We start from the raw sequence: 25,558 nt of genomic DNA on the forward strand, positions 1-25,558 counted from the left end.
GTTAGTATTTTCAATGGAGGTGAATAACTTGGCAAACATTAAGTCAGCTATCAAACGCGCTGAATTGAACGTTAAACAAAACGAAAAAAACTCAGCTCAAAAATCAGCTATGCGTACTGCAATCAAAGCATTTGAAGCAAACCCGTCTGAAGAACTTTTCCGTGCTGCTAGCTCAGCTATCGATAAAGCAGAAACAAAAGGTTTGATCCACAAAAACAAAGCAAGCCGCGATAAAGCACGTCTTTCAGCTAAACTTGCTAAATAATGCATCGCGCATACAAAGGAGCTCCACGGAGCTTTTTTTGTTGTTCATTATAAAGGAGAATTTATATGAAGATTGCTATCATCGGCTACTCCGGCTCTGGCAAGTCAACCTTGGCCCAGCAGTTAGGCCACTTCCACCATATTCCCGTCCTTCATCTGGACACGATTCGGTTTGAAGAAAACTGGCAGACTCGTAGTCAAGACCAAGTCAAGGATGATTTAGCGGATTACCTCAAGCTAGAACAATCCTGGGTCATTGATGGCAACTACCCTTTTGCCTACTTTGAGGAAAGAATGGCTCAGGCTGATCAGATTATCTTTATGAACTTTTCTCGCTTGAACTGCCTCTATCGCGCCTTCAAACGCTATCTAAAATATCGCAATCAAGTACGAGAGAGTATGGCATCTGGCTGTACCGAAAGACTGGATTGGGAATTTATCCGCTGGATCCTTTGGGATGGTCGGACAAAAGAGACTAAAAATCTCTATCAAAAGGTTCGTCAGACCTATCCTGAAAAATTTATCGAATTGCAGAATCAAAAGCAATTATCAGACTATGTAAAAGAATCTGGGACAAAAGTCTAACCTTAAATATAAAAAGCGAACAAAACGGAGTTATCTGACACTCAGAATTCTGTCTTGTTCACTTTTTTGTCTAAAAATCAAAATCTTTTTGTCCCAGCCTCGTTCAGTCTTATTTGTCAAGAAAAAATCAGAAGTATTCATCGAAGAGGTAAAAAGGTGAAATTCCAACTTACAAAATTGTAAGAAAAATGAGAGAAATGTAAGCTAGAGAAATGGAAAGAAGAACCTCTTTCTTTTATCATAGGAAAGGAAAAAGGAGTATCCTATGAAAAAAATGATTGACAATAGCAGTTTGAAACTGTTTGCTATGCTTGCCATGCTGATTGACCATATCGCCTGGGTATCTTTTCCACTGGCTACCAATATGAATATTCTCTCTCCTAACTGGCTGGCCAATAGTATGCACATAATAGGCCGCCTGGCTTTTCCAGTCTTTGCCTTTTGTATTGCGGAAGGCTATCGGCACAGTCATGATGTGAGCAAGTATATGAGACGATTGGGGCTGCTGGCTCTTATCAGTATCATCCCTTTCTCTCTGATGGGCTGGGTTACTGGTCTTGGCTTTATCATGCAAAATACGGTTGTTACTCTCTTTTTGGGGTTCTGTGCTCTTTATTACAGTGATCAGCAAACAGCAACCTGGAGAAAAGTTCTAATTATTCTACTCTGTTTTACTCTGTCCATTATCGCTGACGGCGGACTGACGGGAGGAGTTTTTGGTATCTATTCCTTTGCAAAGATTAAAGACCCAATCTTCCGAAAAATTGGCGGTGTCTTGGCACTGAACAGTGTGCAAATCCTAATTTTGGCCTTCAATTTCTCCTATGATGGTCTGGCTGATCTGGCTGCCACTTGTCTTCTGTTTCTCCTCGTGACCTCTTTCTACAACGGTCAAAAAGGGGCCAATATTGGAAAAGTATTTTACTGGTTTTATCCCCTTCATTTGCTCGCCCTGTCTCTGTTTCGAATTGCCTTTCTCTTATTTCTAATGTAGTTAATGAATGTATTAAAAGTTGCAGTAGAATACCTGTTAAGTTAATTTTTCTTTTGGTAAGTCTAAATAATAGAGTAAAAGAGTCTGGGACAATAGTCTCTTTGCTACAAAAAAGAGTTTGGGACAAAAATATTTCAATTTTTAAAAATCTTAATTATTAAGCCCTTCAAATCTATAATTAAATGCGAAAAGCGAACAAAGCAGAATTCTGATTACCAGAAAACTAGTTTTGTTCGCTTTCCATATTTGAGGTCGAACTTTTGTCCCAGCCTCCTTTTCTTATTCTTCTTTTACAAAAACTAATTCTTTATCATCTGAAAGATCTGCTCGATAAGCAAAACCAGCAAAAGAGAGCTGTTTTATTTGCTCAAGATTATCGACTTGGGTTTCCATCAAAGCAGTCAGTAACTGCCCACGAGCCTTTTTGGAAATGGTAGAATGACTTTTGAGTTTGCCAGCCTTTTCCTCTAAGAATTTAAAACGAAGCATCTTCTCTCTGACCGCTTTGTCAAAAACATCCTCAAACTCACTAGACAAGAGCGAAAGCAGCATATCTTCATCCGCTACCATTTTAGTATAATCTTCCCGCCAAAATTTTTTCAGCGTTTGACCATTTGGCTTCAGCCCCACCAAAAAGTCCAGCCGATGGGGAGCAATCGGACTAAGGGCAGGAATGACCCCATATAGACTAGACGTTAACAGCAAATGCTCTTGAATGTAGGATTTCTCCTCTTGTGTCCAATCTTTTCGCTTGATATTACGATACATGAGCCCGTCAAATAAGTACAATGCTGGATAAGTCTCTGCTTCATTCTTGCTCAGATTTTGAATCCGCTGGTATTCTATTTCAGCCATTTGCGGACTGATTTTGTATAATTTTTCCAGCTCCTTGGCTGAGAATTGCAACAACTCTTCTATTATGATTGCGCTTTTAGGCGTCAACTGGGAGCGCCCCAGCGAACTCTGTTCCTCATTCATTTCTTTAGCAGTCGGAATTAAAATTTTCATATTTTTCCTTTCTCATCTTGGATCCTGAGTCCATTTTTCCTGTTTTCCTTACTCATGATTATAGCAAATTTTTGACTAATTGGATTTCTTCTTGACTTTATTTTTTAAAAATGATATTATCTAGTTATCAAGACTAGATATAAGAGAGATTGAAATTTGGAAACAACAATTCTTTTTCCAAGATGGGATGAATTGCCTGATCTTGATCTATATTTGGACCAAGTCCTGCTCTATGTCAATAACGTCTGCAAGCCTGCTTTCACCGCTTCGGACAAGGGACTGACCGCATCAATGATCAATAACTATGTTAAACATGCCTATCTTGATAAACCCTTAAAGAAAAAATACAATCGCCAACAAGTTGCCCGTTTGATTGCCATTACAAGCTTAAAAACTGTTTTTTCTATTCAGGATATTGCAACTACTTTGGATATGCTGAATGCCCAAACCCAGTCTGAAAAGCTTTACAATGACTTTGTAGATTACATGAATGGACAGAAACTTGAAGTGACGCCCATCATTGCCAGTGCCTGTCAGACCGTCAAGCTCTACCAGCAAACCCTAGCCTTTATCCAAGTGCCCAAAAAGGAGGAAAATAACGATGAACTACGCGCTTAAACTCAGTAAAAAGCTCTCTTTTGGAGAGGAAATTGCCAATGCTGTTACCCATGCCGTCGGAGCTGTTTTGATGCTGATTCTCCTTCCGATTTCTGCCGTTTACAGCTATGAAGGGCATGGCCTAGTCTCTGCTATCGGTACTTCGATCTTTGTCATCAGCCTTTTCCTCATGTTTCTCTCCTCCACTATTTACCACTCCATGTCCTATGGCTCGACCCACAAATATATCCTGCGGATTATTGATCACTCCATGATCTACATTGCCATCGCGGGTAGCTATACTCCCGTCGTCCTTTCGCTCATGAATGACTGGCGGGGCTATCTGATTATCACGATTCAGTGGGGCACGACTATCTTCGGCATTCTCTACAAAATCTTTGCAAAAAAAGTCAATGAGAAATTCAGTCTGGCCCTTTATCTAATTATGGGTTGGCTGGTGATCTTTATCATCCCGCAAATTATCGGACAGACTGGGCCAATATTTTGGGGACTGATGCTAGCAGGCGGTCTTTGTTACACAGTCGGCGCTGGTTTTTATGCTAAAAAGAAGCCCTACTTCCACATGATTTGGCATCTCTTCATCCTAGCTGCCTCTGCTCTCCAGTACTTGGCTATTGTTTATTTCATGTGAGAGTGGGACAGAAATCGGTAATTCGTTAGAATTCGATTTCGTCGTCTCACCTCCGTACAGTTGAGTAGGACTGTAAAAGCTGATGAAATCAGCCTAGTAGAGCCCACTCAACTACTGCATCTTGCTCGACAATCCAAAGAAAATTGAGAGGCTAGGACTTTTGTCCCAGCCTCTTCTCTATGATATAATGCAGCTCTTCAACTAAGCCTACAACTGATCTGCGAAAACCACCTCTCAAAAGCAGGAACTTTGAAAATAATAAAAATTTAAGCTTATTTTGCTAAGATAAGGATAGAAAAGATGATCTCTGGCAAATGAATCTGCCAGTTATGGAAGGAAAACGAATGACTATTTTATCAAAAATCCGCCCATCGCAGCCTCTGAAAGAGCTGAAATGGTTCGATATTCTTGTGATTACTCTGCTCATGTTTGGTCAGTTCATCTACCGATCAACTGAGCTTTACCTAGCTAGTTTTTCAACAACAGCGACGACTGCAGCTACTGAAACGGTCAGCAATACAGCTAGCGAAGGCGTAGCCTTTTCTAGCAATTTCAGTCTTCAGCTCCTGATGCTGGTCTTGACCATTCTCTATCTTCTGTTGCGGCGCTTTGACTTTAAGCAGCTTCCCATCCGCCTGACTTGGTCGGTTCTGCTCTGGACACCTCTGATTTTTGTAGCAGTAGGATTCTTTGGCGACATCGTGATGACACTGAGTGGCGAGTATAATTACTTTGATCCAAACCTCTGGTCTTATATAGATTTGCTAGAAATCTTCCGGAAATTTGCTGATCTGACACCAATGACCATCCTCTATGCACTGCTCAATGGCTTCTATGAAGAATTATTCTTTCTGGGCCTCATGACCTCTGTCAAGGATAAGTATAAGTGGTGGGCACTGGCCTACTCTACCATCATTCGGATTTCTTTCCACACCTATCAGGGCATGCTGTGGGCCTTGGTTATCGGAGTGGTCTACGGACTCTTTTACTATTTCCTTTACAAGTACAAGGTCAAGAACCTCCTGCCTTTCTTTCTCATGCACGCCTTGGCGGATATGTTTGGCTCCAGCTTGATGTATGTACTGATTAATTGGCGTTCCTAAAAGGATAAATATCAGCTAACAAAAAACTATAGAATAAATCGCAACTAAAAGAGAGTGGGACAGAAATCAGTAATTCGTTAGAATTCGATTTCGTCGTCCCACCTCCGCACAGTTGAGTAGGGCTGTAAAAGCTGATGAAATCAGCGTAATAGAGCCCACTCAACCACTGCGTCTTGCTCGACAATCCAAAGACAATTGAGAGGCTAGGACTTTTGTCCCTGCCTCTTTTTATTATTGTTATTTACGAATTGAAACTAGCAATTTCGCTATCAAGTTTTTTCATATAGTAGCGATAGATCAGATAAGAAACAAGTCCAGAAATCACAATCAGCAGAACTGAAAGGAGATAGAGAACCGTGAGAGGCAGGGAGAATGAAATCACATAGAGAAGACCAATCACGATAATCACTCCAATAGTAAAGGCTAGTCCTAATAAGGTCTTACCCATACTGTTATCCCGAGTCATAAGCTCGTTGACATTGGACCAGTTGGTCACCAAATGCTTATAATCCCGATGATAGCCCCAAGCGCTCCAAGCTAGACTGGCAATAAACCAAACCAGCAGCATAACCAGAAAAGTCACCGGATGAACATGGAAGATAAGACTGGTCACCAAAAGAAGAATCACTGGTAGAATGGACTGAATAGCAAAGAGATACCAAAATTTGAGACGAACGTATTTTCTGAGCTCAAAAGGCAAAACCTTTAGATAATCAAAATTTTCCCGCTCCAAGGATAAACCAATAGAGGTCAGATTATTCCCACCCGAATTGAGGGTAGCGATAAACATAGCTAGGAAGATAAGCGGAAGTAAAAATCGTGGAATCAAGAACGGGCTAACATCCAGACCTGCATTGATCGCCCCCATGACCATACTAAAAATGATAATGTAAGGTATCAGCGCCGACATGAAGAGAGCCTGTAAAATGACCGAACCTTCACTCAGCAGCCGAATGTGGTAGCGCCAGACGAACTTCTTAAAATTCTTGGCCTCGTCCATATTGATATCGCGCACACGCTCGCGTTTGCCTCCTGCTGCTCCTGTCATCAAGGCTGCTTCATAAAATTCTGGTATGACCTTGAACTTGACCACCAAAAAGAGCAGAACCGCCACGGCAAGCCAAGCTAAAATTCCTAAAATCGCAGTCAAACTAAAAGGATTAATAATAAAATCGTAAAAGGCTACAACTGGCGGGAAGTAAGGTGTAACCATTGTATTGCTTGCAATACTACGGCTGTTCATCTGATTGATAAAGATATAGAGACCTACCGAGCCTAGGGAAACTAGACCCAGAATCACATTGGATAGGATGGTCTTATACTTTCTAAAGAAGGCTGTCTTGGTGATAAAATGCACCAAAATCAAAATGACAAAGGTTATAACCGAGCTTAAAATGACAATCGAAACCAAGGCCATAGGAAGACCGACTAAAGGATTTCCGCCTTGAAGACCAAGAACGATGAAATAGCTGTACATGGGCAGAATCGCAATCAAGAGGGTCAGAACTACCGAGATGCTCTTTCCGACAATGATTTCTGATTCACTAAAGGCATAGGGCCGATAGGACTGCAAATCCTTGCTTTCATAAAAGACATTGTAGAAAACCAAGAAGCCCTGCGACATGGAAAATATAGCAAATACGGAGACCATATTGGCAAAAAGGCCTGGATTTCCTACCATGTGATTGAAGGCACTCATGATACCAAAAAAAACTAGGTAGACAAAGCCCAAAATCAAGTACATGCGAATGGTCTTCTGAGAGACATTGACCTTAACTTCTGGATTCTTTTCCTGCTTCTTGCGGTATTGCTGCAACTGCGAAGCTTGAATCGCATAAAGAATATTGATATCAACCAATTTTTTAATGGCATTAAAGCGCATCTGGACTCACCTCTTCTCTGCGGCCAGCCAGACCTAGATAGATGGTTTCGAGGGACTGGTCTGGATGCTGGGCTTTTAAGTCTTCAACCGTTCCGTAGAATATTAGCTCTCCTTTTTTGAGAATGGCAATCTTATCGCATAGCTGCTCAGCCACTTCTAAAACATGAGTTGAAAACAGAACTGTATTGCCCTTGTCAGCATGCTCACGCATCATCTGCTTTAGATCAAAAGCTGCCTGAGGATCCAAGCCCGTCAAAGGCTCATCCAAGACCCAGATATCTGGATCAGACAAAAGGGCACCAATGACAAAGACCTTCTGCCGCATACCGTGTGAAAACGACTCAATCACTTCATATCGATGACTAGCAAAGTCAAAGATAGCCAGCAGTTCACCCAAACGAGCTTCTACTTCTGCCGTGGTCATATCGTAGGAAGTCGCCACTAGCTCCCAGAATTCATTGGCTGTCAGGCGCAAGAAAAGGTCAGGAGAATCAGCTACATAGCCGATTTTTTTCTTGATTTCTAGACGATTAGTGGATAGCTCCTTACCGTCCACAAAAATTTGCCCCTGTGTCGGATTGATGACACTGACCAAGGATTTAATGGTTGTTGACTTACCCGCTCCATTATGACCGATGAGACCGACAATCTCACCGCTTTCCAAGGTCAGGTTCAGGTGGTTAAGCGCCAGCTTGCCATCATAGTCTTTTGTAACATCTCTAAATTCAATCATGGGAATCTCCTTTGCTATGTTTTGAGGTTATTATACTATCCTAAAAGTCATTTGTCTAGAAACTAGCGAAAAAGTTCGGATTTTGCTTTTAAACAAGGCAGAACCATCCTTTATACTTTGAAAGATTGAGCATTCTCCAGCAGATAGAGCAAGAAATTGGGAATGGTTTCCAGCATGTCCTGCTCATAAACACGCTCGGTCAGCTGATGCAAGTCCTTGCCCCATGGTCCAAGATTGATGCCAGGGATATGATTGGCCGCAATCTCTGGGAAATCCAGGTGGTAGAGATTCTCAGGCACAGGCATACTGGCAATCAGGTCCTGGTATTCAGCAGCAGGCTTCTCTAAGGCACAGTAACTAAGGTCACAGATTCCCATGAAGAATTCGTCCACTTGGAGCTGACAACCAGCTTCCTTGTCCAGATAATCTCGATAGAGTTGAACGACCTTATTAATCCTAATCGGACTGTTCGACAGACGGCGACAATTCATAGATGGATAGTAAGGCGGCGCGATCGCTAAGACAACCAAAGCTTCCTTACGGTCGTAGAAATCTAAAAACTTCTGGATATTTTGAATGCTGATTTCCTGATAGGATGCGCCTTCTTGCAAGGCTTGCTGGGCTTCTTCATAAATCTGCTGCAAAGTTTCTTCAAAACCGATTTTTTCTTGGCATTCTTGCAGTAATTCCTGATAGGTCAGCACGCGCGGTTTTGGGATAACCTTATTTTCTTGATAGACGTTCTGAAGCTGGCAATAGTTTTGATAAAAGCCATCCACTGCTTCCTGACTGAGATTCTTTATGGTCGCCAGCAGCTCACTTGGACTTTTTTCTAGATAAAGGACGCTGAAATAGCCTGCTGCACGCAGCACAGTTGACACATCATAATTTTCCTTCAAATCGCGCAGATAGGACCAAGATGGCAAAGGCGAACGTTCTCCGTAGGCCATGTCAGACAGAGCCGGATTAAGGTCAATTTTTTCAGCAACCTTGGCTAGCAAGGACAGGGCATTGATCCCCTTGAGTGGCTCTTTCATGTGAGAAAGGATGCCCTGAGTCACGACAACTGGCATCAACTTGCCGACTGTTCCTATATGAAGCACCTTTTCCTCCGCTGACTGGCTCTCAAAAGGCTCAGAATCCACGGCCAGAAGATAATGAAGTTGGAAGCGCTCCTTCAATTTAGCAAGCAGGGCTGTTGCTGCCCGCATGCCTTGAGAATAGGATTCCTCATCCCCGACAGACAGATAGAGCAAATTGACCTGACCAGACTGTCTTTGACTGTATCTTTCCACCACTCCCAGCTGCAAGGCTAGAGCCGCCTTCATGTCGCAAGAGCCCCGACCAAACTGCCATTTGTCCGACGAAATATCCGCTAAAAGATCTGAATCTGAAGAAATGGAGGGCAATTTTTCTTTCAGGGACTGATTATCAAAAGCCCAGACTTTGAGACTGCCAAAGTCCTCAATGTCTACTGTATCATGATGATGAAAAAGAATCACGGTGTCAGCTGTATCTCGCTTGACCAGAGCCCAGTTGACACTACGGTTATAAAAATCATTCGGAATCTGATAGTAGCCAAACTGTTCTGGATGCTCCTGAAAATAAGGAATCTCCCCTATCCGCTCCTGAAGAAAGGCTTCAATCTTCCGCTCAGAACTAGTATGGGTAAAACTTTCAATCGCCATACTTTGGTCAAAAATATCTTGAATATACTGTTTCATTCTTTCTACCTCTCTGTTTGCTGGCACTTCTGACTTGCAGGCCAAGGCCAGCTGAAAGACGATAAGGCAAAAGCAGCCAATCTTTACCTAGTCAGGCATGTTTGGCTGCTTTTTTCTTGTAATGACTAACGATGAGAATATTTCTTCACGAGGCTAGACATGCCCAATGTGCTGACAAGAAGCACCGAGCCTAGATAGAACATTCCTTTTTCTGAATGGCTACCAGTTTTTGGCAAGGAAGCTGGAGCTTGTTGAACGGCTACCTGCTCCACTTGAGACGCTTCTGGTTGACTAGCCAATTGCTGCACCTGAGGCACCACTTTCCGACTACCTAATTGCTGCACAGGGTCCGTCGCGCCTTTCTCATGTTCTTTACGTCCAACCTTTGAATCGACTGATGGAGCTTCTTGTTGCGGCACCTGTCTATCAAAGATATATTCTGGAACTTCTCTTATTTCTGGTGCAACTAGCTTTTCACCAATAATTTCAGGTAAGTTAGCATATTCCGTATCGAGAGCACTTGCTACATAATCAGCTTTTTGAGAACGACTAGCTTCCACAGTTGGTACGAGCGCACTAATGGAATCCGTCTTGAAAGTCACTGCATACTGACGCTTAATCGTCAAGTCGCTAGGGTCATAAGTATTGAAGACCAGAGCTAGCTTGTGACCTTTTTTCACCGTGTAAAGATTCGGCTGCAAATACATGGTATAATCATGGAATTGGCCGACTTTTGGCTTAATGCTCTTTTCTGAGCTAGACGGTGTATAGTCTGATTCTGGATTGGCTAAGTTTAGCCAGCCCTTAGCAATGACCTTGTATTTAGTTTTGGTTGTCGCAAAATTTTTAACATCCAGATTGCTGAGATTGCTACCCATCCAGAAGTCACCAGCCTTACTGTCATCGCTAGTATCACCTTTTCCAACAACATCAAACTCTTGGTCTGATACATCTACCAAGAGCGCATTGACCTGCAGATTTCTGCCACTGCCCTTGGCCAAAGCGGCCTTAAAGTGAACTGGAATATGGCCTTTGATAGTCGTATCTTCTTTGACTTCTGTCATAAAGGTCATGTTAGCCTTAGAAGATCCTTGACTGACAGTTTCATCTCGCTTGCTAGTGTCAATCCCAGCAGCCGCATAGTCACTGGAAATGGTTTCTTCTAGACGTTTGGACTTAGCTGTCAAAATCAAACGATTATTACTTTTCCAATTGTCATAGCTCGTCCATTTATTTGGATCGTAGTTATTTTGTGCCAAAACAGCAGGAAGCTTGCTAACATCGTTCTTGACATCGTAAAGATAATGAGAGAACCAAGTATTGAGCAAGTCGTAGAAATCTTGATTGTTGGCCTTGATACCATACCCTCGAGAGATAGCTGCTGGATGGACATGGTCTCCTTGGTGGAGATAGAGTTTTACATTTTGTCCCGCTTTTTTCAAGACATCATACATAAGCTCAAACTGTTTGGTTTTGACATTGTCATCATTTAAGCCATGTACCAGCAGGGCACTAGTCTTTATCTTTCCTGAATTTAGAGTATAATCGCGTTCCCGCCAAACTTGGCTATAATTGCGACCGTGAGCTTTTTGGTCCTTGTTTAGCTGATTGATGTAGTCAGCATACTTGTTCCAGATTGAAGCCCAATCGTCTTGATCAAGCATCCGAGTAGAAACGTAGAGTGACAGCCAAGACAGATCGCTGTATGGCGGATTGCTGTAGGCTGTTCCTTGACTATTAAAATAATCATACCAGCTAGCAATTCCTGCGGCTGGAACGATGGTTCTCAGGCCTTCTACACCCGTTGTTGCCACACCGAAAGTTGTCGTACCGGCCCAAGATAGGCCAGTCATGCCGACCTTGCCATTGGCCCAGTCAGCCTTGATTTCAATATTGCTGGTTCTGTCCGTGTAGGCCGTCCGTTTACCGTTGACCCATTCGACAATATTTTTAAAGGCTTCTACTTCCAAATTAGATCCAGTTGTATTGAAGCCTTCTGAACCCTTAGTACCCAGACCAGCACTGGAAACAAAGGCATAGCCGCGCACTAGGAAGTAATCATACCAGTTCAAATTCTCGTAATCATAAATCCCTTCATAAGGGCTATAATAGTACCAATCTGAAGCTTTGGCCTTCTTCGCCGCATCAATACTGCTCATGCTAGACACCGGTTGGCGCTTAGCAGGCTTATTGTGCAAACTCTTCATGTCATAAGAACCGTTTGTCGGCAGATTGAGACTTTCCAAGGTTACATAGTTTTCATCCAAAGTCCCTGCGACGTAAGGACGAGCTTCTAAAATTGTCGAAGCCTTAAAATCACCTTGGGCTACTGCTTTCGGAAGTTGTACGATAGCCTTGACGAGGTCACGCTTTCCGTCTCCATCCGTATCATGATCTGTCTCAACATAAACAGGAAAACGGACGATATCACTTTTCTCATACGAATAGTCTTTATCTTCCTTAGCTCCACTGCTGTATGGAAAAATTGGCTGCGCCCGACCATTCAAAAAGAGCGGTGCTTTCTTTTCGGCACGATAGGCATCATGCAGGCGCTTGGCAACTGCATACATAGTCTGCAGATTGCTTCCTTGTACACGAGCTGTCAAATCAGCCTCTTTGTCAATCATTCCCATGCTCTTAGCTAGATTTACCCTATCTTGGGCACTGGTACCTAACTGAGATTCATTGACAGCTGCCCATTTCAGTAGCTCATCGACTGCTTCCTGCAGGGTCAGTTCCTTATCAGCTAAAGCTGGATTTGAAAGACTCCCCGTATAAGCAGACAGGTCTTGGCCTTTGGCAGTAGCAGGCACAGGAGAAGACACCAAGCTAGCATCTTGAGCCCAAGCTAAAGGCGGAGACTCCAGTGACGAAGCAGCTCTTTCAGGTCTCGCATCTGGTTTTTCTGCAGTGACCAACTCTCCTTCTTGCTTTTCTGGCCTTGCAGAATCCGACGATTCCTTGCTTTCAACCTCTAGAACCGCTGGCTGCTGGACTGAAGAGACAGGCTCAGAAGGCTTTGCAACAGCTTCTGTATGAAGAATCTCCTTGCTTTCGACATTCGCCTGACTCGCCTCGTCGGCTTGAACAACCTGGCCTAATGCCAAAGGAGCAAATAGCAAGACTGATAAGAGTAACCTCATTAGTCCTTTCTTTTTCATAAAGAACCCCTTTCCTTTTTAAGTTTATTACCTGTCCATTATACTATGTAAGCGTTTCGATTTCAATACTAGTTTTGGCTTATTATCCAAAAATATCAGATTAATTTGCACAAACGTTTGTGCAATCATTCTTCTTTTGGTAAAATAGACCCATCCTAAGAATCTGAGGTATCTCGTATGGAAAATCAAACATTAATGCAATATTTTGAATGGTACTTACCAAATGATGGACAACATTGGAATCGCTTGGCGGAGGATGCTCCTCACCTAGCATCAAAAGGCATTCGCAAAATTTGGATGCCACCAGCTTTTAAGGCAACGAGCTCCAATGATGTCGGCTACGGAGTTTATGATCTCTTCGACCTAGGTGAGTTTGACCAAAAAGGAACTGTCCGCACTAAATATGGCTTTAAAGAAGACTACCTAAAGGCGATCCAAACTCTCAAAGCCAATGGCATTGAACCCATGGCTGATGTAGTTCTTAACCACAAAGCTGCTGCAGATTACAAAGAGCGATTTACTGTCGTTGAAGTGGATCCGAACGACCGAACCAAGGTCTTGTCAGAACCTTTCGAAATCAAAGGCTGGACCAAGTTTACCTTCCCAGGCCGTAAAAAGACCTACAATGATTTTGAATGGCATTGGTACCACTTCACTGGTACGGACTATGATGCCAAAAACAACAAGTCAGGTATTTTCCTTATCCAAGGAGACAATAAAGGCTGGGCGGATGATGAGCTGGTGGACAATGAAAACGGAAACTATGACTATCTCATGTATGCCGATATTGACTTCAAGCATCCAGAAGTCATCCAAAATCTCTACGACTGGGCCCACTGGTTTATCGAAACAACTGGCATTCAAGGATTTCGTTTGGATGCTATCAAGCACATCGACTCCTTCTTTATGGGAAACTTTATCCGCGACATAACTGCAAAATACGGTGAAGATTTCTATGTCTTTGGAGAATTTTGGAATGGTGATGAGAAGGCTAATAACGACTATCTAGAAAGCATTGACTATCGCTTTGACCTCGTCGATGTCAAACTTCACCAAAATTTCTTTGACGCCAGCCGAGCTGGAGCAGACTTTGACCTACGGACGATTTTTGACCATACTTTAGCAAAAAATCATCCTGAGTCAGCTGTGACCTTCGTGGACAATCATGACACCCAGCGAGGACAAGCTCTGGAGTCCACTGTCGAAGAATGGTTCAAGCCAGCAGCCTATGCTCTCATCCTGCTACGAGATGAAGGACTGCCTTGCGTCTTTTATGGTGACTACTATGGTATTAGTGGGGAATTTGCCCAAGAGAGCTTCCAAGAAGTGCTGGACAAGCTCTTGGATGTCCGTCTCAATCTAGCTTACGGCGAGCAGACTGACTACTTTGACGATGCCAACTGTATTGGCTGGACTCGTCAAGGCAAGGACGGTGGTCAGCCAATCGCTGTTGTTATCAGCAATGACCAAGCCAGCAGCAAACGTATGCTGGTCGGTTCAGAATGGGCTGGCAGAGAATTCAGCGATTCTCTGGACAAGAGCTCTCAAATCGTGACGATTGACGAAGAAGGCTGGGGAGAATTTCCAGTAGAGGAAAAGTCAGTCAGTGTCTGGTCTGTCAAATAATCTGTATATTCAAAAACGAGAGGGGAAAATTCCCTCTCGTTTTTCTAGTATTTTAAGCCCTGTAGAATCCTTATTATTTTAGAAACTGCTTTATTTTTTCAGACAACTCATCACTGGCATAATCATGCACATAGTGAGGGTAGTCCAGTAGAATCAGATCTGTCTGTGGATGCTGCGCTGCAAAATCCTTCTGGAAGCTCTGCCATTCTTCCTGACTGTAGCCAGTCCCTTGGCCATTTGAAGAAAAGAGCAAGATCGGTCGTTCAGGAAGCTTTTCCTTCGAAACCAGCTCAGCATTTTGCTTAACCTGAGTGACCTCTTCATAAACAGCATTTGCCAATGGACGACGATAGAAAAGAGCCTTGTACACTTGCTTTTCTTCTGCTGTCAAATCCCCCACCGCAAGAGCGGGAACTTGCTTGTCAACATCATAAAATACCCGACTTAAGCCTAAATTAGCAGCCATTTGTAAGCCTTTATAAGCCAAGGGATAGAGGCTCAAATCAGTGTAAGAACTTGGCAAGGCCATATCTAGTCCGATAATGCCTTGGACTTCTTCAGGATATGTTGCAACCCAATGAAGCGCTTCTAGCCCAGCCATAGAGTGTGCTACCAAAGTATATGGGCCTGTGATTTCAGCCTTTTGTAAAGCCTGCTTCGTCTGGGCAAGTACCGTGTCAATATCTCTGCTATCCCCTTGGCTGTCATCACTGAAGCCATAGCCTAAGCGTTCAACAATAACAACCCGATAATCTTTTTCCAATTTAGAATAGAGGCTCTTAAAGTCAAGAATAGGGGACGTTGTGCCACCGCCCGCTAAAAAGACCAGCGTTGACTCTCCCTGACCAGTTACATAGACATTCATATTCTTGCCGTCTACTTGAACCAGGCGCCCTACGGGTTTATCAAGCAATTTCTGCTCTTTAGTCAGGCAGATTTGATGATAAGTAAATATTAAGACCAGAGCACTTATAATTGTAAAAAGCAAACACAGAAAGAATTTCTTCAAATACCTAAACATCATAACTTTCCAAATATCTTTCAGCATCTACGAAGACTTAACCGATTGAACAAGAACAGCCATTCTGATTTCCATAGGATACTCAGATTGCTGCCTTTTATTCAGGACTAGATGCCCTGCTATTACTCCACCAAGCCACTTCTCAGATAAGCGTCCACCATGCGCTCTGTCGCGACTACTGAATCAATATGCGTGCGCTCGTAAGAGTGACTGGATTCAATACCAGCGCCTAGCAAAGCGTGCTTGACTTCTGCTCCTGCGCTCATGGCTGCAGAGGCGTCCGATCCGTAAAATGGATAGATGTCCAGTTTGTAAGGAATCTCCTGCTCCTTAGCTAAATTTACCAAATGCTGGCGAAAAGCATAGTGATAAGGTCCTGATGCATCCTTAACACATATGGAAACTGTGTACTCATCTGTCTGCTGGTCGTCACCCATTGCGCCCATATCAACCGCTAGATACTCCACCGCTTGCGCCGGTAGGCTGGAATTTGCCCCGTGACCGACCTCTTCAAAGACACTGAAAGCAAAATGAGTCGTCACTGGCAGCTGAATAGCTTCCTCTTTATAAACGCGCAAAAGATTGAGCAAAATAGCTGCGCTGACCTTATCATCCAGAAAGCGGGACTTGATAAAGCCTGACTCAGTAACCGTGGTACGCGGATCAAAGGAAATAAAATCACCGACTTCGATTCCTAAATCACGCGTTTCTTTCTCACTCGTCACCTTTTCGTCCAAACGGACTTCCATATTGTCCTGAGTTCGCTCAACCGTCCCAGCATCCTTATAGACATGGCAGGAAGTTTGGTGAACTAAGATAGTCCCATTGACGGTCTTACCATTGCTGGCCACATGGACTAGACAGTTTTCGCCTTCAATCATGTTCCAAGGAAAACCGCCAATCCGATCCAGCTTGAGGCGACCGTCTGGCTTGACCGCACGCACGATAGCTCCCAGAGTATCCACATGGGCCGTCACGACCCGATGTTGGACATCATTTTCGCCCTTCACCACGACATGAACTCCGCCTTTATTGGTTCGGACAGGCTTATAGCCCAATCCTTCCAGCGTTTTTACCAAATAGTCTGCCACCTCAGCCGTAAAGCCTGTTGGGGAAGGGATAGCCGTTAATTCTTGTAAATATTGAACAGTTTGATTCATCATAACTCCTTTAGATCATTTATACTGTCAATTATAGCATAAATCCGCTGCCAAATATCGTCTTTACTGGCTCTTTTCCTCTTATTTTAAATTGATTTAGCAAGGTCTTCGATGAAATTGGAAAATCTATACAAAAATACTCTTCTCTAAGCTTATATGAGTCTCAGAGAAGAGTATTGCTTTATTTTAGTCTAAAATAGGGAGAAGACTGCTACTGCAAGGACGGCACCAATGATTGGTCCGACAACTGGAATCCAAGCATAACCCCAATCACCATTTCCTTTTTTGGGAATCGGAAGGAGGCTGTGCATGATGCGAGGTCCTAGGTCACGAGCAGGATTGAGGGCATAACCAGTCGTTCCACCAAGTGAGAGACCAATCCCGATAATCAAGGTTCCAACTGCAAATGTGCCAAGGCCTGCTTGCAATTCATAAAGTCCTAGAGCGAAGATAGTCAGTACGAGGACAAAAGTTCCAAGAATTTCGCTAATCAGGTTAGAGAAGGTATCTTTGATAGCTGGTCCAGTGCTGAATGTCCCAAGGATATTAGCTGGATTTTCTTCAGCCAAATAGTGAGGCTTGAACTGTAGGAAGACTAAGAACTGACCGACCATAGCACCTGCAAACTGAGCAAGGATATACGGAAGAACAGATGCCCAAGGCAAATCACCTTTGAGAGCTACTCCGATGGTTAGGGCTGGGTTCAGATGGGCTGGGCCAAGGTTGCCAGATACAAAAGCAGCGATGGCAACGGCAATCCCCCATCCCATGGTAATCACAATCCAACCAGAGTTGTGGCTCTTCGTTTTGGGAAGAACTACACCTGCAACGACACCATTTCCCAAAAGGAGCAAGAGCAGGGTTCCTAAAAATTCACCAAATATTTCTTTCATCATCTATATTACTCCATTTAAAAGAAGGGGAGGCTAGACAGGAAAACTGGTCCGTCACCTCTTCTTCTATTCTCTATTTTTTCAATTCTGCTAAATCGTTATTTGCAAGGGCAGCTTCTAGATCATTTTGATAAGCTGCTTTTTCTTCTTCTGTCCAGTCGTAGAAACGTTCCATTTCATCCAAAACTGGCTCTACAATCGCATCTAAACTATCACGCATAAAGAGCATGTGATTTGTCCGGCGAAGGAGGAAGTCAACTGGGCTCAGAGCCAATTCGTTACGCATCGCATAATGGAGTGACAAGGTATCTGCCAAGCTGAGACCTGGCGCTTGCTCGATGCTGTGAGCGAGAGCAAAGACTTTAGGAGCATTGGAGCCGTAAAGGTTTGCAAGATAGAAAGCTTCTTTGCTGTCTAAACCGCGTGAGACACCAAGTTGAGCAAAAGCTTCGATTTCGGAATCCACATTTGCTGGATTGAGTTCCCCACCTGAAACAGGGTAGGTCTTAGAGTTGATGAGTTTAAAGCTACGGTCAAATTCTGCTTTGAGGATATCAACCACGCGCTCCATGGCTCCTTCCGCCATCTTACGATAGTCCGTAATCTTACCACCAGCAAGGGTCAAGAGGCCATTGTTATCACGGTCCAAACTAGAGCCACGAGATACGGCAGATGGATCCAAGTGTTTTTCAGACGTGCTGCTTTCAAGTTTGGTAACAGCCGCTTCAACATCCTCACGAGATTTTTCTTTAGCCAGATAGCTTTCAACAGTCGCAATCAAGCTATTGAAGCTTTCATCGCTGATCGTACCATTGTTTCCACCGTTGTAGTCAGAAGCGCTGTTTCCTGCAATCAGAGGACGCAGACCTGCCCAGCTGCTTTCGATGTCGTCAATCGTGATGTTTGCTTCTGGGAAGCGATTATTGACAATACCCAAGAGGTAATCCACATCTTCTTGTGTTACTTTTGGATGCTCTAGGTCGCCAGTGTAGTCAGTGTCAGTCGTACCAAAGTAGGTTTTATTTTCACGTGGAAGAACAAAGACCATCCTGCCGTCTCCCAAGCCTGTATCAAAGTAGACTGGCTGAGAAACCTTGATCTTGCTCGAGTCAACAACCAAGTGAACACCTTTAGTTGGACGCATTTGTGAATATTGCTCACCGTCATTTGACAGATTGCGCACCTTGTCGCTCCAAGGTCCAGTTGTGTTGATAACTAGGCGAGCCTTGATTTCAAAGACTTCATCTGTCAAGAGGTCACGCGCAACAACGCCTGTAATCTTGCCAGCTTCATCAAAGAGAAAGCCTTCTGCCTTGACATGGTTGGCAATCAGGGCGCCGTCTTGGTTGGCGCGTTTGATATTTTCAATTACGAGACGAGCGTCGTTGTTGCGGAAGTCAAGATAGACACCGCCACCGACCAAGCCTTCCTTCTTGAGTTCGGGTTCCCGTTCTAGGACTTCTTCCTTGCTCAAGACCTTGTTGGCAGCAGGAGTGTTGTTAACACCAGCCAAGAGGTCGTAGAGGTCCATAGCCACTTTGAGACGGAAGAGGCTGAAAGTAGCACCCACTTCTTCGTAGACAGGCAGCAGCATAGGATCTGGTTTTGGAATATGAGGGGCAATTTGCTGTACCACAGCACGCTCAGAAACTGTATCTGAAACTACCTCTACGTCGAATTGCTTGAGGTAACGAAGGCCACCGTGGACTAGTTTTGTAGAACGGCTAGAAGTCCCTTCTGCAAAGTCCTGCATTTCAATCAGACCGGTCTCCAGTCCGCTAGCTGCTGCTTGCAAGGCTACACCAGCACCAGTAATCCCACCACCAATAATCAGGAGGTCCAAGGTACGTTCCTGCATTTTTTTAATCGATAATTCACGTGTTTTCTTTGAAAATTCCATAATTACACACTTTCTAACTTAGTCGTTTCATGCTTCTACTAACTTTATCATCAAATGAAAATCAGTATTAGTCGTCGATTTCCGCAAAGACTTGCGTTGCTTTCACAGCCTTCTTCCAACCCTTGTAGAGTTGTTCCTTGCGAGATTCGTTCATAGATGGCTCAAAGAGTTCTCCTGTCTCATTCAAGAGTTTCAACTCATCCAAGTCTTTCCAGTAACCCACTGCCAAACCAGCTAGGAAGGCTGCCCCTAGAGCTGTTGTTTCCAAATTTTTGGCGCGTGCGATATCGATTCCCAAGATGTCAGCTTGGAACTGCATGAGGAAGTTATTCATGGCTGCACCACCATCCACCTTCAAGACTTGGATAGCTGTCTGAGCATCCACTTGCATGGTATCGATGATGTCACGCACTTGATAAGCGATCGATTGAAGAGTTGCCTTGATAAAGTCTTCTTTGCTGGTTCCGCGGGTTAAGCCAAAGACAGAACCACGGGCATTTTGATCCCAATATGGAGCTCCCAGACCTGTAAAAGCAGGTACGACATAGACTTCGTCATTGTTGTGAGAATCACGGGCATATTTTTCAGACTCAGGTGAATTTTCAACCATGCGAAGACCGTCGCGTAGCCATTGAATGGCACTTCCGGCAATGAAGATAGAACCTTCTAAGGCATAATAAACTTTGCCGTTGATACCATAGCCGATGGTTGTCAAGAGGTTGTTTTCAGACAACTGCATCTCTTCACCAGTGTTCATGATGATGAAGGAACCTGTTCCATAAGTATTCTTGACCATACCAGGCTCAAAAGCTAACTGTCCAAAGAGAGCTGCCTGCTGGTCACCAGCCATACCAGAGATTGGTACTTCTCCGCCGTAGAAATGGAATGGAGCAGTCTTGCCATAGATTTCTGAGTTAGATCGAACTTCAGGAAGCATAGCCTTTGGAATGTTAAGGATTTCCAAAATCTCATCATCCCATTTGAGTTCCTTTATATTATAGAGCATGGTCCGGGCTGCATTTGAGTAGTCAGTCACGTGAGCCGCGCCGTCAGTTAATTTCCAAACCAGCCAGGTATCAATAGTACCAAAAAGCAATTCGCCCTTTTCAGCTCTTTCTTGTGCTCCCTCAACATGGTCCAAAATCCAGCGAACCTTGGTAGCAGAGAAGTAAGCGTCAATAATCAAACCAGTCTTTTCATGAAATTTTTCCACATAGCCTTGGCTTTTCAGCTGTTCAGCCAGAGGAGCTGTCTGGCGTGATTGCCAAACGATAGCATTGTAGATAGGGAGCCCTGTTTTCTTATCCCAGACGACAGTTGTTTCACGTTGGTTGGTAATCCCGATTGCTTCGATTTGACTTGGTTTCACACCACTTTCAATGAAAGCACCCGCAATAACTGATTGAACAGAGTTCCAAATTTCATTGGCATTGTGCTCAACCCAACCAGCTTGAGGGAAAATCTGAGTGAACTCTTTTTGGCTGGAGCTGACCTTTTCTCCCTTTTTGTTAAAGATGATGGCACGGGAACTAGTAGTCCCTTGGTCAATGGCCATAATGTATTTTTCTTGTGACATGTACTGTCCTCCTGGTAAAAATCTTGAGGAGATTTCCTCTTTACAGTAACTAGTATATAAAATAAAGCGCTTTCTTGTTCATCAATTTTTTTACAATTTTAAAAAAATTTGAGGAGATTGTGTGAAAATCACAAAGAAACCTAGATTTCTCTAGGTTTCTTTGTGAAATATCATGTGACGGATTTGAGCCAAATCTTCCAAATCCAAGTCATTTTTTAAATAATAGACGGGAATCTGCTGGGTTTGATGAATGGGATTGTTGGTGATGATGAGGTCATAGTTTTTGGCTGGGTCGTAGGATTCAATACTAATAAAACGATTGTACTCTAAATAGCGTCTTAAAATGGCTGTCATCCTAGAAACAACGATAAAGCTATCCGTCAAGTCCATGCCTATCTTGATGACTTGACCGTCATTTTCAGCGATGTACTCCATCAGCTGGAGCCATTCCCACAAAACTTTTTTATCCAGAGAAGTTCCCTGCTGGAAAATAGGCAGTTTACTAAAAATAGTGTCTGCTACTTGTCGATAATCGTCTTCGCTCCATAAGTAAGGATGGCGAAGTTCCAGATCATGCTTGTATTTGTCTTGCAAGAGATAGCCTCGAAAAAGAAAGACGCGAGCGCAGAGCTGGCTTAGTTCGTAGGTCACTTGGTCCTCGATATAATCACCAAGCAAGTCCAGACTCTTCATCTCTTGAATCAGTTGCGTAATCAGACTGGCAATTTCACCTCCAAAGCCCAGTATATACTCCATGGTGTGCAGGGGTAAAATCCGATGGGAAAGCAGAAATGAAAAGAAAATCATCATTTCTCCGTCTTCCTGACTTAGTGTAATGTGCTGGCCAGCAAAGAAATCATTTGTTCGGCGATGCAGGCGCTGATAAAAGATATTTTCAAAATAGCCCTGCATCTTCTGCTCAATGTTTTGGAATTGACAGGCATTGACTCTTAGGCGCTGTTGGGTGATATGTGCCCAAAGAGCCAAGTCTAATCGCTGCCCTTGAGAGAGTTGGGCTCCACAGAGCTCTTCTAAGACGGCAACTTCCTGCCTTCTCTCTGATTTTTGAAGTTCCTTTTCCCAATCTTGGCTGGACCAGACCTTGCGAAAGAGGCAGAAATAAAAATAGCGGATCTGGTGCTCCGGTCCTCTCAAGCGGCCATTTTGGATAGATAGCTCAAACTCTGATAAAATCTGATTTAGACCAGCTATATGGCGGCCGAGGGTTGCTTCACTGATCATCAGTTCCTGAGCCAACTGATGGGCTAAAAACTGCTGATGATAGAGCAGGTAGTCTAAAATCTGGTATTTGACAGCATTGTCCAAAAATAGTCTGCGAATGTCCCGTCCCTTGGTATCCGGTCCGATAGACAGACTGAGTGTTTCGTCTTGAAGCTGGATGGATAAGGCTGCATGATGGTCCACAGTCTTGTCGTTAATCAGGCTAATATACTTGGTCAAGGTTGCTTTCGAAAAGCCAGTTTCTGACATGACGGCCTTCAAACTGGATGTAGAATGCTGCTGTAAATAAGACAGGACAATAAACTGCCCCGCTTCACTCTTTTCCATTAAGTCTGCTAGATACATCCGAGAACCCTTTCAGTTTGCTAATCTTAGCTTAACACAAAAAGAAAAAAAGACGAAGCAATCTGCTTCATCTACTACATCCATCTATGACTAAACAAAAAGGAAACCTGAACCAGCGGGATGATTTCCCCAGCCGTCTCAGACTTCCTTTGTATCATCAGGCTTGGTTCACCTTTTTAAGCATGATATTTTACATATTCTTTGCAAAATCGAAACGGAACCCAACCTTTTGACCTAATTGAGTCAGTTCAGCCAAAGTCTCCCTGCGGCAGACAAAGATGACATAGCTGTCACTGTCGATGTCCATTGCTCCGAGGCAGTAGCCTGCTTCCTCCCATTTTTCATCCACAACCTTGCACCATGATGGAATGTCTCCATCTTCATCTAGCCAGTCATCTTGCAGTGGGAGATTCTTTTGCTCTGCCAATTCTTTCATGAAATAGGTGAAGTCTTCTAATATTGAATTCCAATCCAGTTCAATTGCGTCACCACTCTCAATTAACTCATCCGCAATTCCGATCCAAACAATGGTATCTTCCTCTTCGTCATCTTCTATCCCACGATCGTCATACCTTTCAAGATTTTCATCAAAGTAATCCCACGGTGAGGCAAGACAAGCTTCCATAGCAGAACGGACAGAGCTGTCCTCTGTAAGCAGTTCAACCATGCTCATAAAAATTTCTTTGTTCAGTTCATTTGTCATAACTAACTCCTTTCTCGTCCATAAGGACATATTTTTAACTTTATTGAAAAGAATTTTATCTATAATCCCGACTAATACTAGTCACGGGACTGATCATTTAGGCAATTATCGCTTATTCATTTAAGAATGTTTCATCATCCATAGTGTTCAAAACCTTCAATATCTTGGTAGTGGAGTTCTAACTCCGAAATCAATCTTTCGCCATATTCCAATAATTGAGCTTTAGCGAGAGCATTTACATTCTTGCCAGAAAAAACAATCTTTGCCTTCAAGTCAACTCGACAACTTCCAACAAGACTCGCTTGGATATAGGCTGCATAGTCATTTCTAGCAGATGCCCAGTCCATTAGTTGAAAGTCCATTTCAAAGCGAATAAACAATTCCCTACCATTCTGCTGCAAGTCTACAATAGTAAGACCGTCGCTATCATGAATTTCCGATGAATCAACCATATCTAGCTTTTCTCTATTAAAATAGGGCAAATTCTCAGATAAGGCTTTGAAGACGGACAATTCCTCTACTTTATGAGCAATAAATTCCCATAAAATAATTTCTAAATCTTTTATTCGTAAGTACTGCTCTTTAATCATTATGCCTCTTAATCTTTGCTAATAAGATGAGGACACCTAGTAAAGTAAGAATTCCAATTACAAAAACAGCTATTTCTAATTCTTTCAATCCTTCAATATAGGGTATGATATAGATACTTGATTCCATAAGTAGAAAACCGATAAGAATAAGGGCAATCAAAAAATATGTCTGTTTTTTATCCATCTTTATGTCCTTCCCTTAACTAGAGTTTACATAAAACTTAACTAACTAGAAATTCTATTTCCCCTCTACCCACTTATCATTATCCATGATAAAGGGCTTGGCCAGTCCTTCTCCTGTGTAGTCCTTATATTTTGTCTGCAAGTATTTGTAGACATCTTCCTTGGTCGCAAACTTGATGGCCTGGTATGGCTCTTCAAAGGTCAGCTTTTCGACAAACAGATAGCCGTCTTTATCTGGAACCAAGACGCCAACATGGCCCACAAAGAGAGAATCGCCGTCAAGATTGTCGTGAACTATGACAGAAAGCATCCTTGCTTTTTCACTAAACTTGAACTGTTTGAAGTATTCCTCCATCTTCTTAGCATGGACTTTTACATCTTGAGTCGCTTCAGTCTTGACTCTTGAAAACAGGATATTAAATTCTTCCTTATCCTTGGCATCAAAGAGCTTGCCCTTATCAATCGAGTCATTATCTATGAACAAGAGTTCGTCATCTTTTTCTATTTGAGGGATGTCGATGCTATTTTTCAACAAAGTGTAAGTATTAATCCGGCAATTTGTCCCGATAAAATCACCCTTCTTTGACTGCCAGAGAGGATTGATTTTTTCCACATCATATTCTGTTTTGGTAAATTTAGTGAAATCGCCCCTTAATCCAGTAGAACCAACAAGTCCATTGTAGTCATTGACTAGATTGACAAAGTTATCGACACTGTCTTTATCCAAGTCAGCAGCCAACAGACTCTTAACTTCTTCGACACTTTTTTGACTATTTAGATTTGAATAAGTCGCCTTCCATGGGTATTTTTCCGAGCTAGTCTGACCAACTGTTGGACTCTCTTGACTGCCGTTTGATTGCTTTTGTGCCTTCCCACATGCAGCTAAGCTAAGAATTGCCAAAGTGCAGGCACTCATCAACATAATCTTTTTTACATTCTTCATTCTTTCGTCCTTTTTACATTTTTCCCATATTCATCTTCAAATAATTCCTCTTGTTATTATATCAAGAAATACTGAAAAACAGAAAGAAAAAAGCCAATTTGAACAGAAACTTCCTTATTCTTGAAATCACATCTAAACTAAAAGTACAACTTTATAAAACAAACACACACCTCAACGAAGCTATTCCCCTAAGCAAAAAAATGACCGCACTTTTATCAACTGCAGTCACTTTGATTTATGAATTGATGAGTAAGACAGAGTAGCTAACTCCAAATACCAACGTAAAGAAAAGACTCGCTATAAAGTGGTAAATCTACTTAATCTTGTGCTTGTTCATCTTTTCTTCAAAAATAGCTGTCATGATAGCGCGCAATTCCTCACGCTCCTTTTCAGGAAGCTCTCCTGCTTGCTTAGCCACAGCGTAAAGTTCTGGATATTGTTTGGCAACTCGCTCAACCGTCTTGGTCGTTGCATGCCCTCTAACAAGGAAGGGAATTCGCTTCAGCCATTCTTGTGGCACAAGGTCCAAAATCTTTTTAGCCGCTTCCTTATCGCTAATGACGGCTGTACTAAGCCCTTCTTTGATTTGCTCTTGCTCTTTTGGGGTAAAATCATCTAATTCCATACTGAACTCCTCTTTTCTACTAAGTTACTTGCTCTTCTTAAATAGATT

At 43.0% G+C, this 25,558-nt stretch carries 23 protein-coding genes; 7 read left to right on the top strand and 16 right to left on the bottom strand.

What is annotated here, in order from left to right; genetic code table 11:
* Positions 1–28 precede the first annotated feature (28 nt).
* The 3 genes from rpsT (at position 29) to FXF62_RS01780 (ending at position 1,843) form a co-directional block, all read left to right on the top strand.
* Positions 29–265: a 30S ribosomal protein S20 gene (rpsT, locus tag FXF62_RS01770; protein ID WP_001274000.1), complete on the top strand. Its 237-nt coding sequence runs from the start codon at positions 29–31 to the stop codon at positions 263–265.
* 65 nt (positions 266–330) lie between these two features.
* On the top strand, positions 331–849 hold the full coding sequence (locus FXF62_RS01775; protein ID WP_149517421.1) for a DNA topology modulation protein: 519 nt from the start codon (positions 331–333) through the stop codon (positions 847–849).
* Positions 850–1,114: 265 nt separating this feature from the next.
* Positions 1,115–1,843 (top strand): TraX family protein, encoded by a 729-nt coding sequence (locus FXF62_RS01780; protein WP_149517422.1) that lies wholly within the window; start codon positions 1,115–1,117, stop codon positions 1,841–1,843.
* A 279-nt stretch (positions 1,844–2,122) separates the two neighbouring features.
* On the opposite strand, the gene yaaA is transcribed toward FXF62_RS01780, so the two are convergent.
* Complete coding sequence (gene yaaA / locus FXF62_RS01785; protein WP_149517423.1) at positions 2,123–2,851, bottom strand: peroxide stress protein YaaA; 729 nt, start codon at positions 2,849–2,851, stop codon at positions 2,123–2,125.
* A 156-nt stretch (positions 2,852–3,007) separates the two neighbouring features.
* Here yaaA and FXF62_RS01790 point away from each other — a divergent pair, with 156 nt between their 5' ends.
* From FXF62_RS01790 to FXF62_RS01800, 3 genes are all read left to right on the top strand, one after another.
* On the top strand, positions 3,008–3,469 hold the full coding sequence (locus FXF62_RS01790; RefSeq protein WP_037617158.1) for a DUF1836 domain-containing protein: 462 nt from the start codon (positions 3,008–3,010) through the stop codon (positions 3,467–3,469).
* Positions 3,453–4,100, top strand: coding sequence for a PAQR family membrane homeostasis protein TrhA (gene trhA / locus FXF62_RS01795; RefSeq protein WP_149517424.1), 648 nt, complete (start codon positions 3,453–3,455; stop codon positions 4,098–4,100). The genes FXF62_RS01790 and trhA overlap by 17 nt, the downstream gene beginning before the upstream one ends.
* Before the next feature lie 344 nt (positions 4,101–4,444).
* Complete coding sequence (locus FXF62_RS01800; protein WP_223144551.1) at positions 4,445–5,203, top strand: CPBP family intramembrane glutamic endopeptidase; 759 nt, start codon at positions 4,445–4,447, stop codon at positions 5,201–5,203.
* 241 nt (positions 5,204–5,444) lie between these two features.
* Here the strand turns inward: FXF62_RS01800 and FXF62_RS01810 are convergent, their stop codons facing one another.
* The 4 genes from FXF62_RS01810 to FXF62_RS01825 form a co-directional block, all read right to left on the bottom strand.
* Positions 5,445–7,085 (bottom strand): hypothetical protein, encoded by a 1,641-nt coding sequence (locus FXF62_RS01810; RefSeq protein ID WP_149517426.1) that lies wholly within the window; start codon positions 7,083–7,085, stop codon positions 5,445–5,447.
* Positions 7,075–7,818: an ABC transporter ATP-binding protein gene (locus tag FXF62_RS01815; RefSeq protein WP_149517427.1), complete on the bottom strand. Its 744-nt coding sequence runs from the start codon at positions 7,816–7,818 to the stop codon at positions 7,075–7,077. The genes FXF62_RS01810 and FXF62_RS01815 overlap by 11 nt, the downstream gene beginning before the upstream one ends.
* Positions 7,819–7,928: 110 nt before the next feature.
* Positions 7,929–9,542: a M20/M25/M40 family metallo-hydrolase gene (locus tag FXF62_RS01820; protein WP_149517428.1), complete on the bottom strand. Its 1,614-nt coding sequence runs from the start codon at positions 9,540–9,542 to the stop codon at positions 7,929–7,931.
* A 125-nt stretch (positions 9,543–9,667) separates the two neighbouring features.
* A complete protein-coding gene (locus tag FXF62_RS01825) occupies positions 9,668–12,703 on the bottom strand; it encodes a CocE/NonD family hydrolase (protein WP_149517429.1) in 3,036 nt (1,011 codons plus the stop codon).
* Between the two features lie 177 nt (positions 12,704–12,880).
* Between FXF62_RS01825 and FXF62_RS01830 the strand changes: the two genes are divergently transcribed.
* The gene (locus FXF62_RS01830; protein WP_149517430.1) at positions 12,881–14,329 is read left to right on the top strand and encodes an alpha-amylase; all 1,449 of its coding nucleotides are present in this window, start codon (positions 12,881–12,883) and stop codon (positions 14,327–14,329) included.
* A gap of 73 nt (positions 14,330–14,402) precedes the next feature.
* Here FXF62_RS01830 and FXF62_RS01835 read toward each other — a convergent pair whose 3' ends face one another.
* The 11 genes from FXF62_RS01835 to FXF62_RS01885 form a co-directional block, all read right to left on the bottom strand.
* A complete protein-coding gene (locus FXF62_RS01835) occupies positions 14,403–15,242 on the bottom strand; it encodes an alpha/beta fold hydrolase (RefSeq protein ID WP_262881569.1) in 840 nt (279 codons plus the stop codon).
* Between the two features lie 230 nt (positions 15,243–15,472).
* A complete protein-coding gene (locus tag FXF62_RS01840; protein WP_149517572.1) occupies positions 15,473–16,510 on the bottom strand; it encodes a M42 family metallopeptidase in 1,038 nt (345 codons plus the stop codon).
* Between the two features lie 191 nt (positions 16,511–16,701).
* Entirely contained in the window at positions 16,702–17,406 is a 705-nt protein-coding gene (locus tag FXF62_RS01845; protein ID WP_149517432.1) for an MIP/aquaporin family protein, read from the bottom strand.
* A 70-nt stretch (positions 17,407–17,476) separates the two neighbouring features.
* The gene (gene glpO, locus FXF62_RS01850) at positions 17,477–19,303 is read right to left on the bottom strand and encodes a type 1 glycerol-3-phosphate oxidase (protein ID WP_149517433.1); all 1,827 of its coding nucleotides are present in this window, start codon (positions 19,301–19,303) and stop codon (positions 17,477–17,479) included.
* A 67-nt stretch (positions 19,304–19,370) separates the two neighbouring features.
* On the bottom strand, positions 19,371–20,879 hold the full coding sequence (gene glpK, locus FXF62_RS01855) for a glycerol kinase GlpK (protein ID WP_149517434.1): 1,509 nt from the start codon (positions 20,877–20,879) through the stop codon (positions 19,371–19,373).
* Between the two features lie 150 nt (positions 20,880–21,029).
* Entirely contained in the window at positions 21,030–22,466 is a 1,437-nt protein-coding gene (locus tag FXF62_RS01860; RefSeq protein WP_149517435.1) for a helix-turn-helix domain-containing protein, read from the bottom strand.
* Between the two features lie 190 nt (positions 22,467–22,656).
* The gene (locus tag FXF62_RS01865) at positions 22,657–23,169 is read right to left on the bottom strand and encodes a DUF6630 family protein (RefSeq protein ID WP_149517436.1); all 513 of its coding nucleotides are present in this window, start codon (positions 23,167–23,169) and stop codon (positions 22,657–22,659) included.
* 134 nt (positions 23,170–23,303) lie between these two features.
* The gene (locus FXF62_RS01870; protein ID WP_149517437.1) at positions 23,304–23,759 is read right to left on the bottom strand and encodes a hypothetical protein; all 456 of its coding nucleotides are present in this window, start codon (positions 23,757–23,759) and stop codon (positions 23,304–23,306) included.
* Positions 23,752–23,943, bottom strand: coding sequence for a hypothetical protein (locus tag FXF62_RS01875; RefSeq protein WP_149517438.1), 192 nt, complete (start codon positions 23,941–23,943; stop codon positions 23,752–23,754). The genes FXF62_RS01870 and FXF62_RS01875 overlap by 8 nt, the downstream gene beginning before the upstream one ends.
* Positions 23,944–23,997: 54 nt before the next feature.
* On the bottom strand, positions 23,998–24,885 hold the full coding sequence (locus FXF62_RS01880; RefSeq protein WP_149517439.1) for a DUF4300 family protein: 888 nt from the start codon (positions 24,883–24,885) through the stop codon (positions 23,998–24,000).
* Between the two features lie 313 nt (positions 24,886–25,198).
* Complete coding sequence (locus FXF62_RS01885; RefSeq protein ID WP_149517440.1) at positions 25,199–25,510, bottom strand: hypothetical protein; 312 nt, start codon at positions 25,508–25,510, stop codon at positions 25,199–25,201.
* Positions 25,511–25,558 lie beyond the last annotated feature (48 nt).

Source organism: Streptococcus cristatus (assembly GCF_008369405.1).
GTDB lineage: Bacteria > Bacillota > Bacilli > Lactobacillales > Streptococcaceae > Streptococcus > Streptococcus cristatus_G.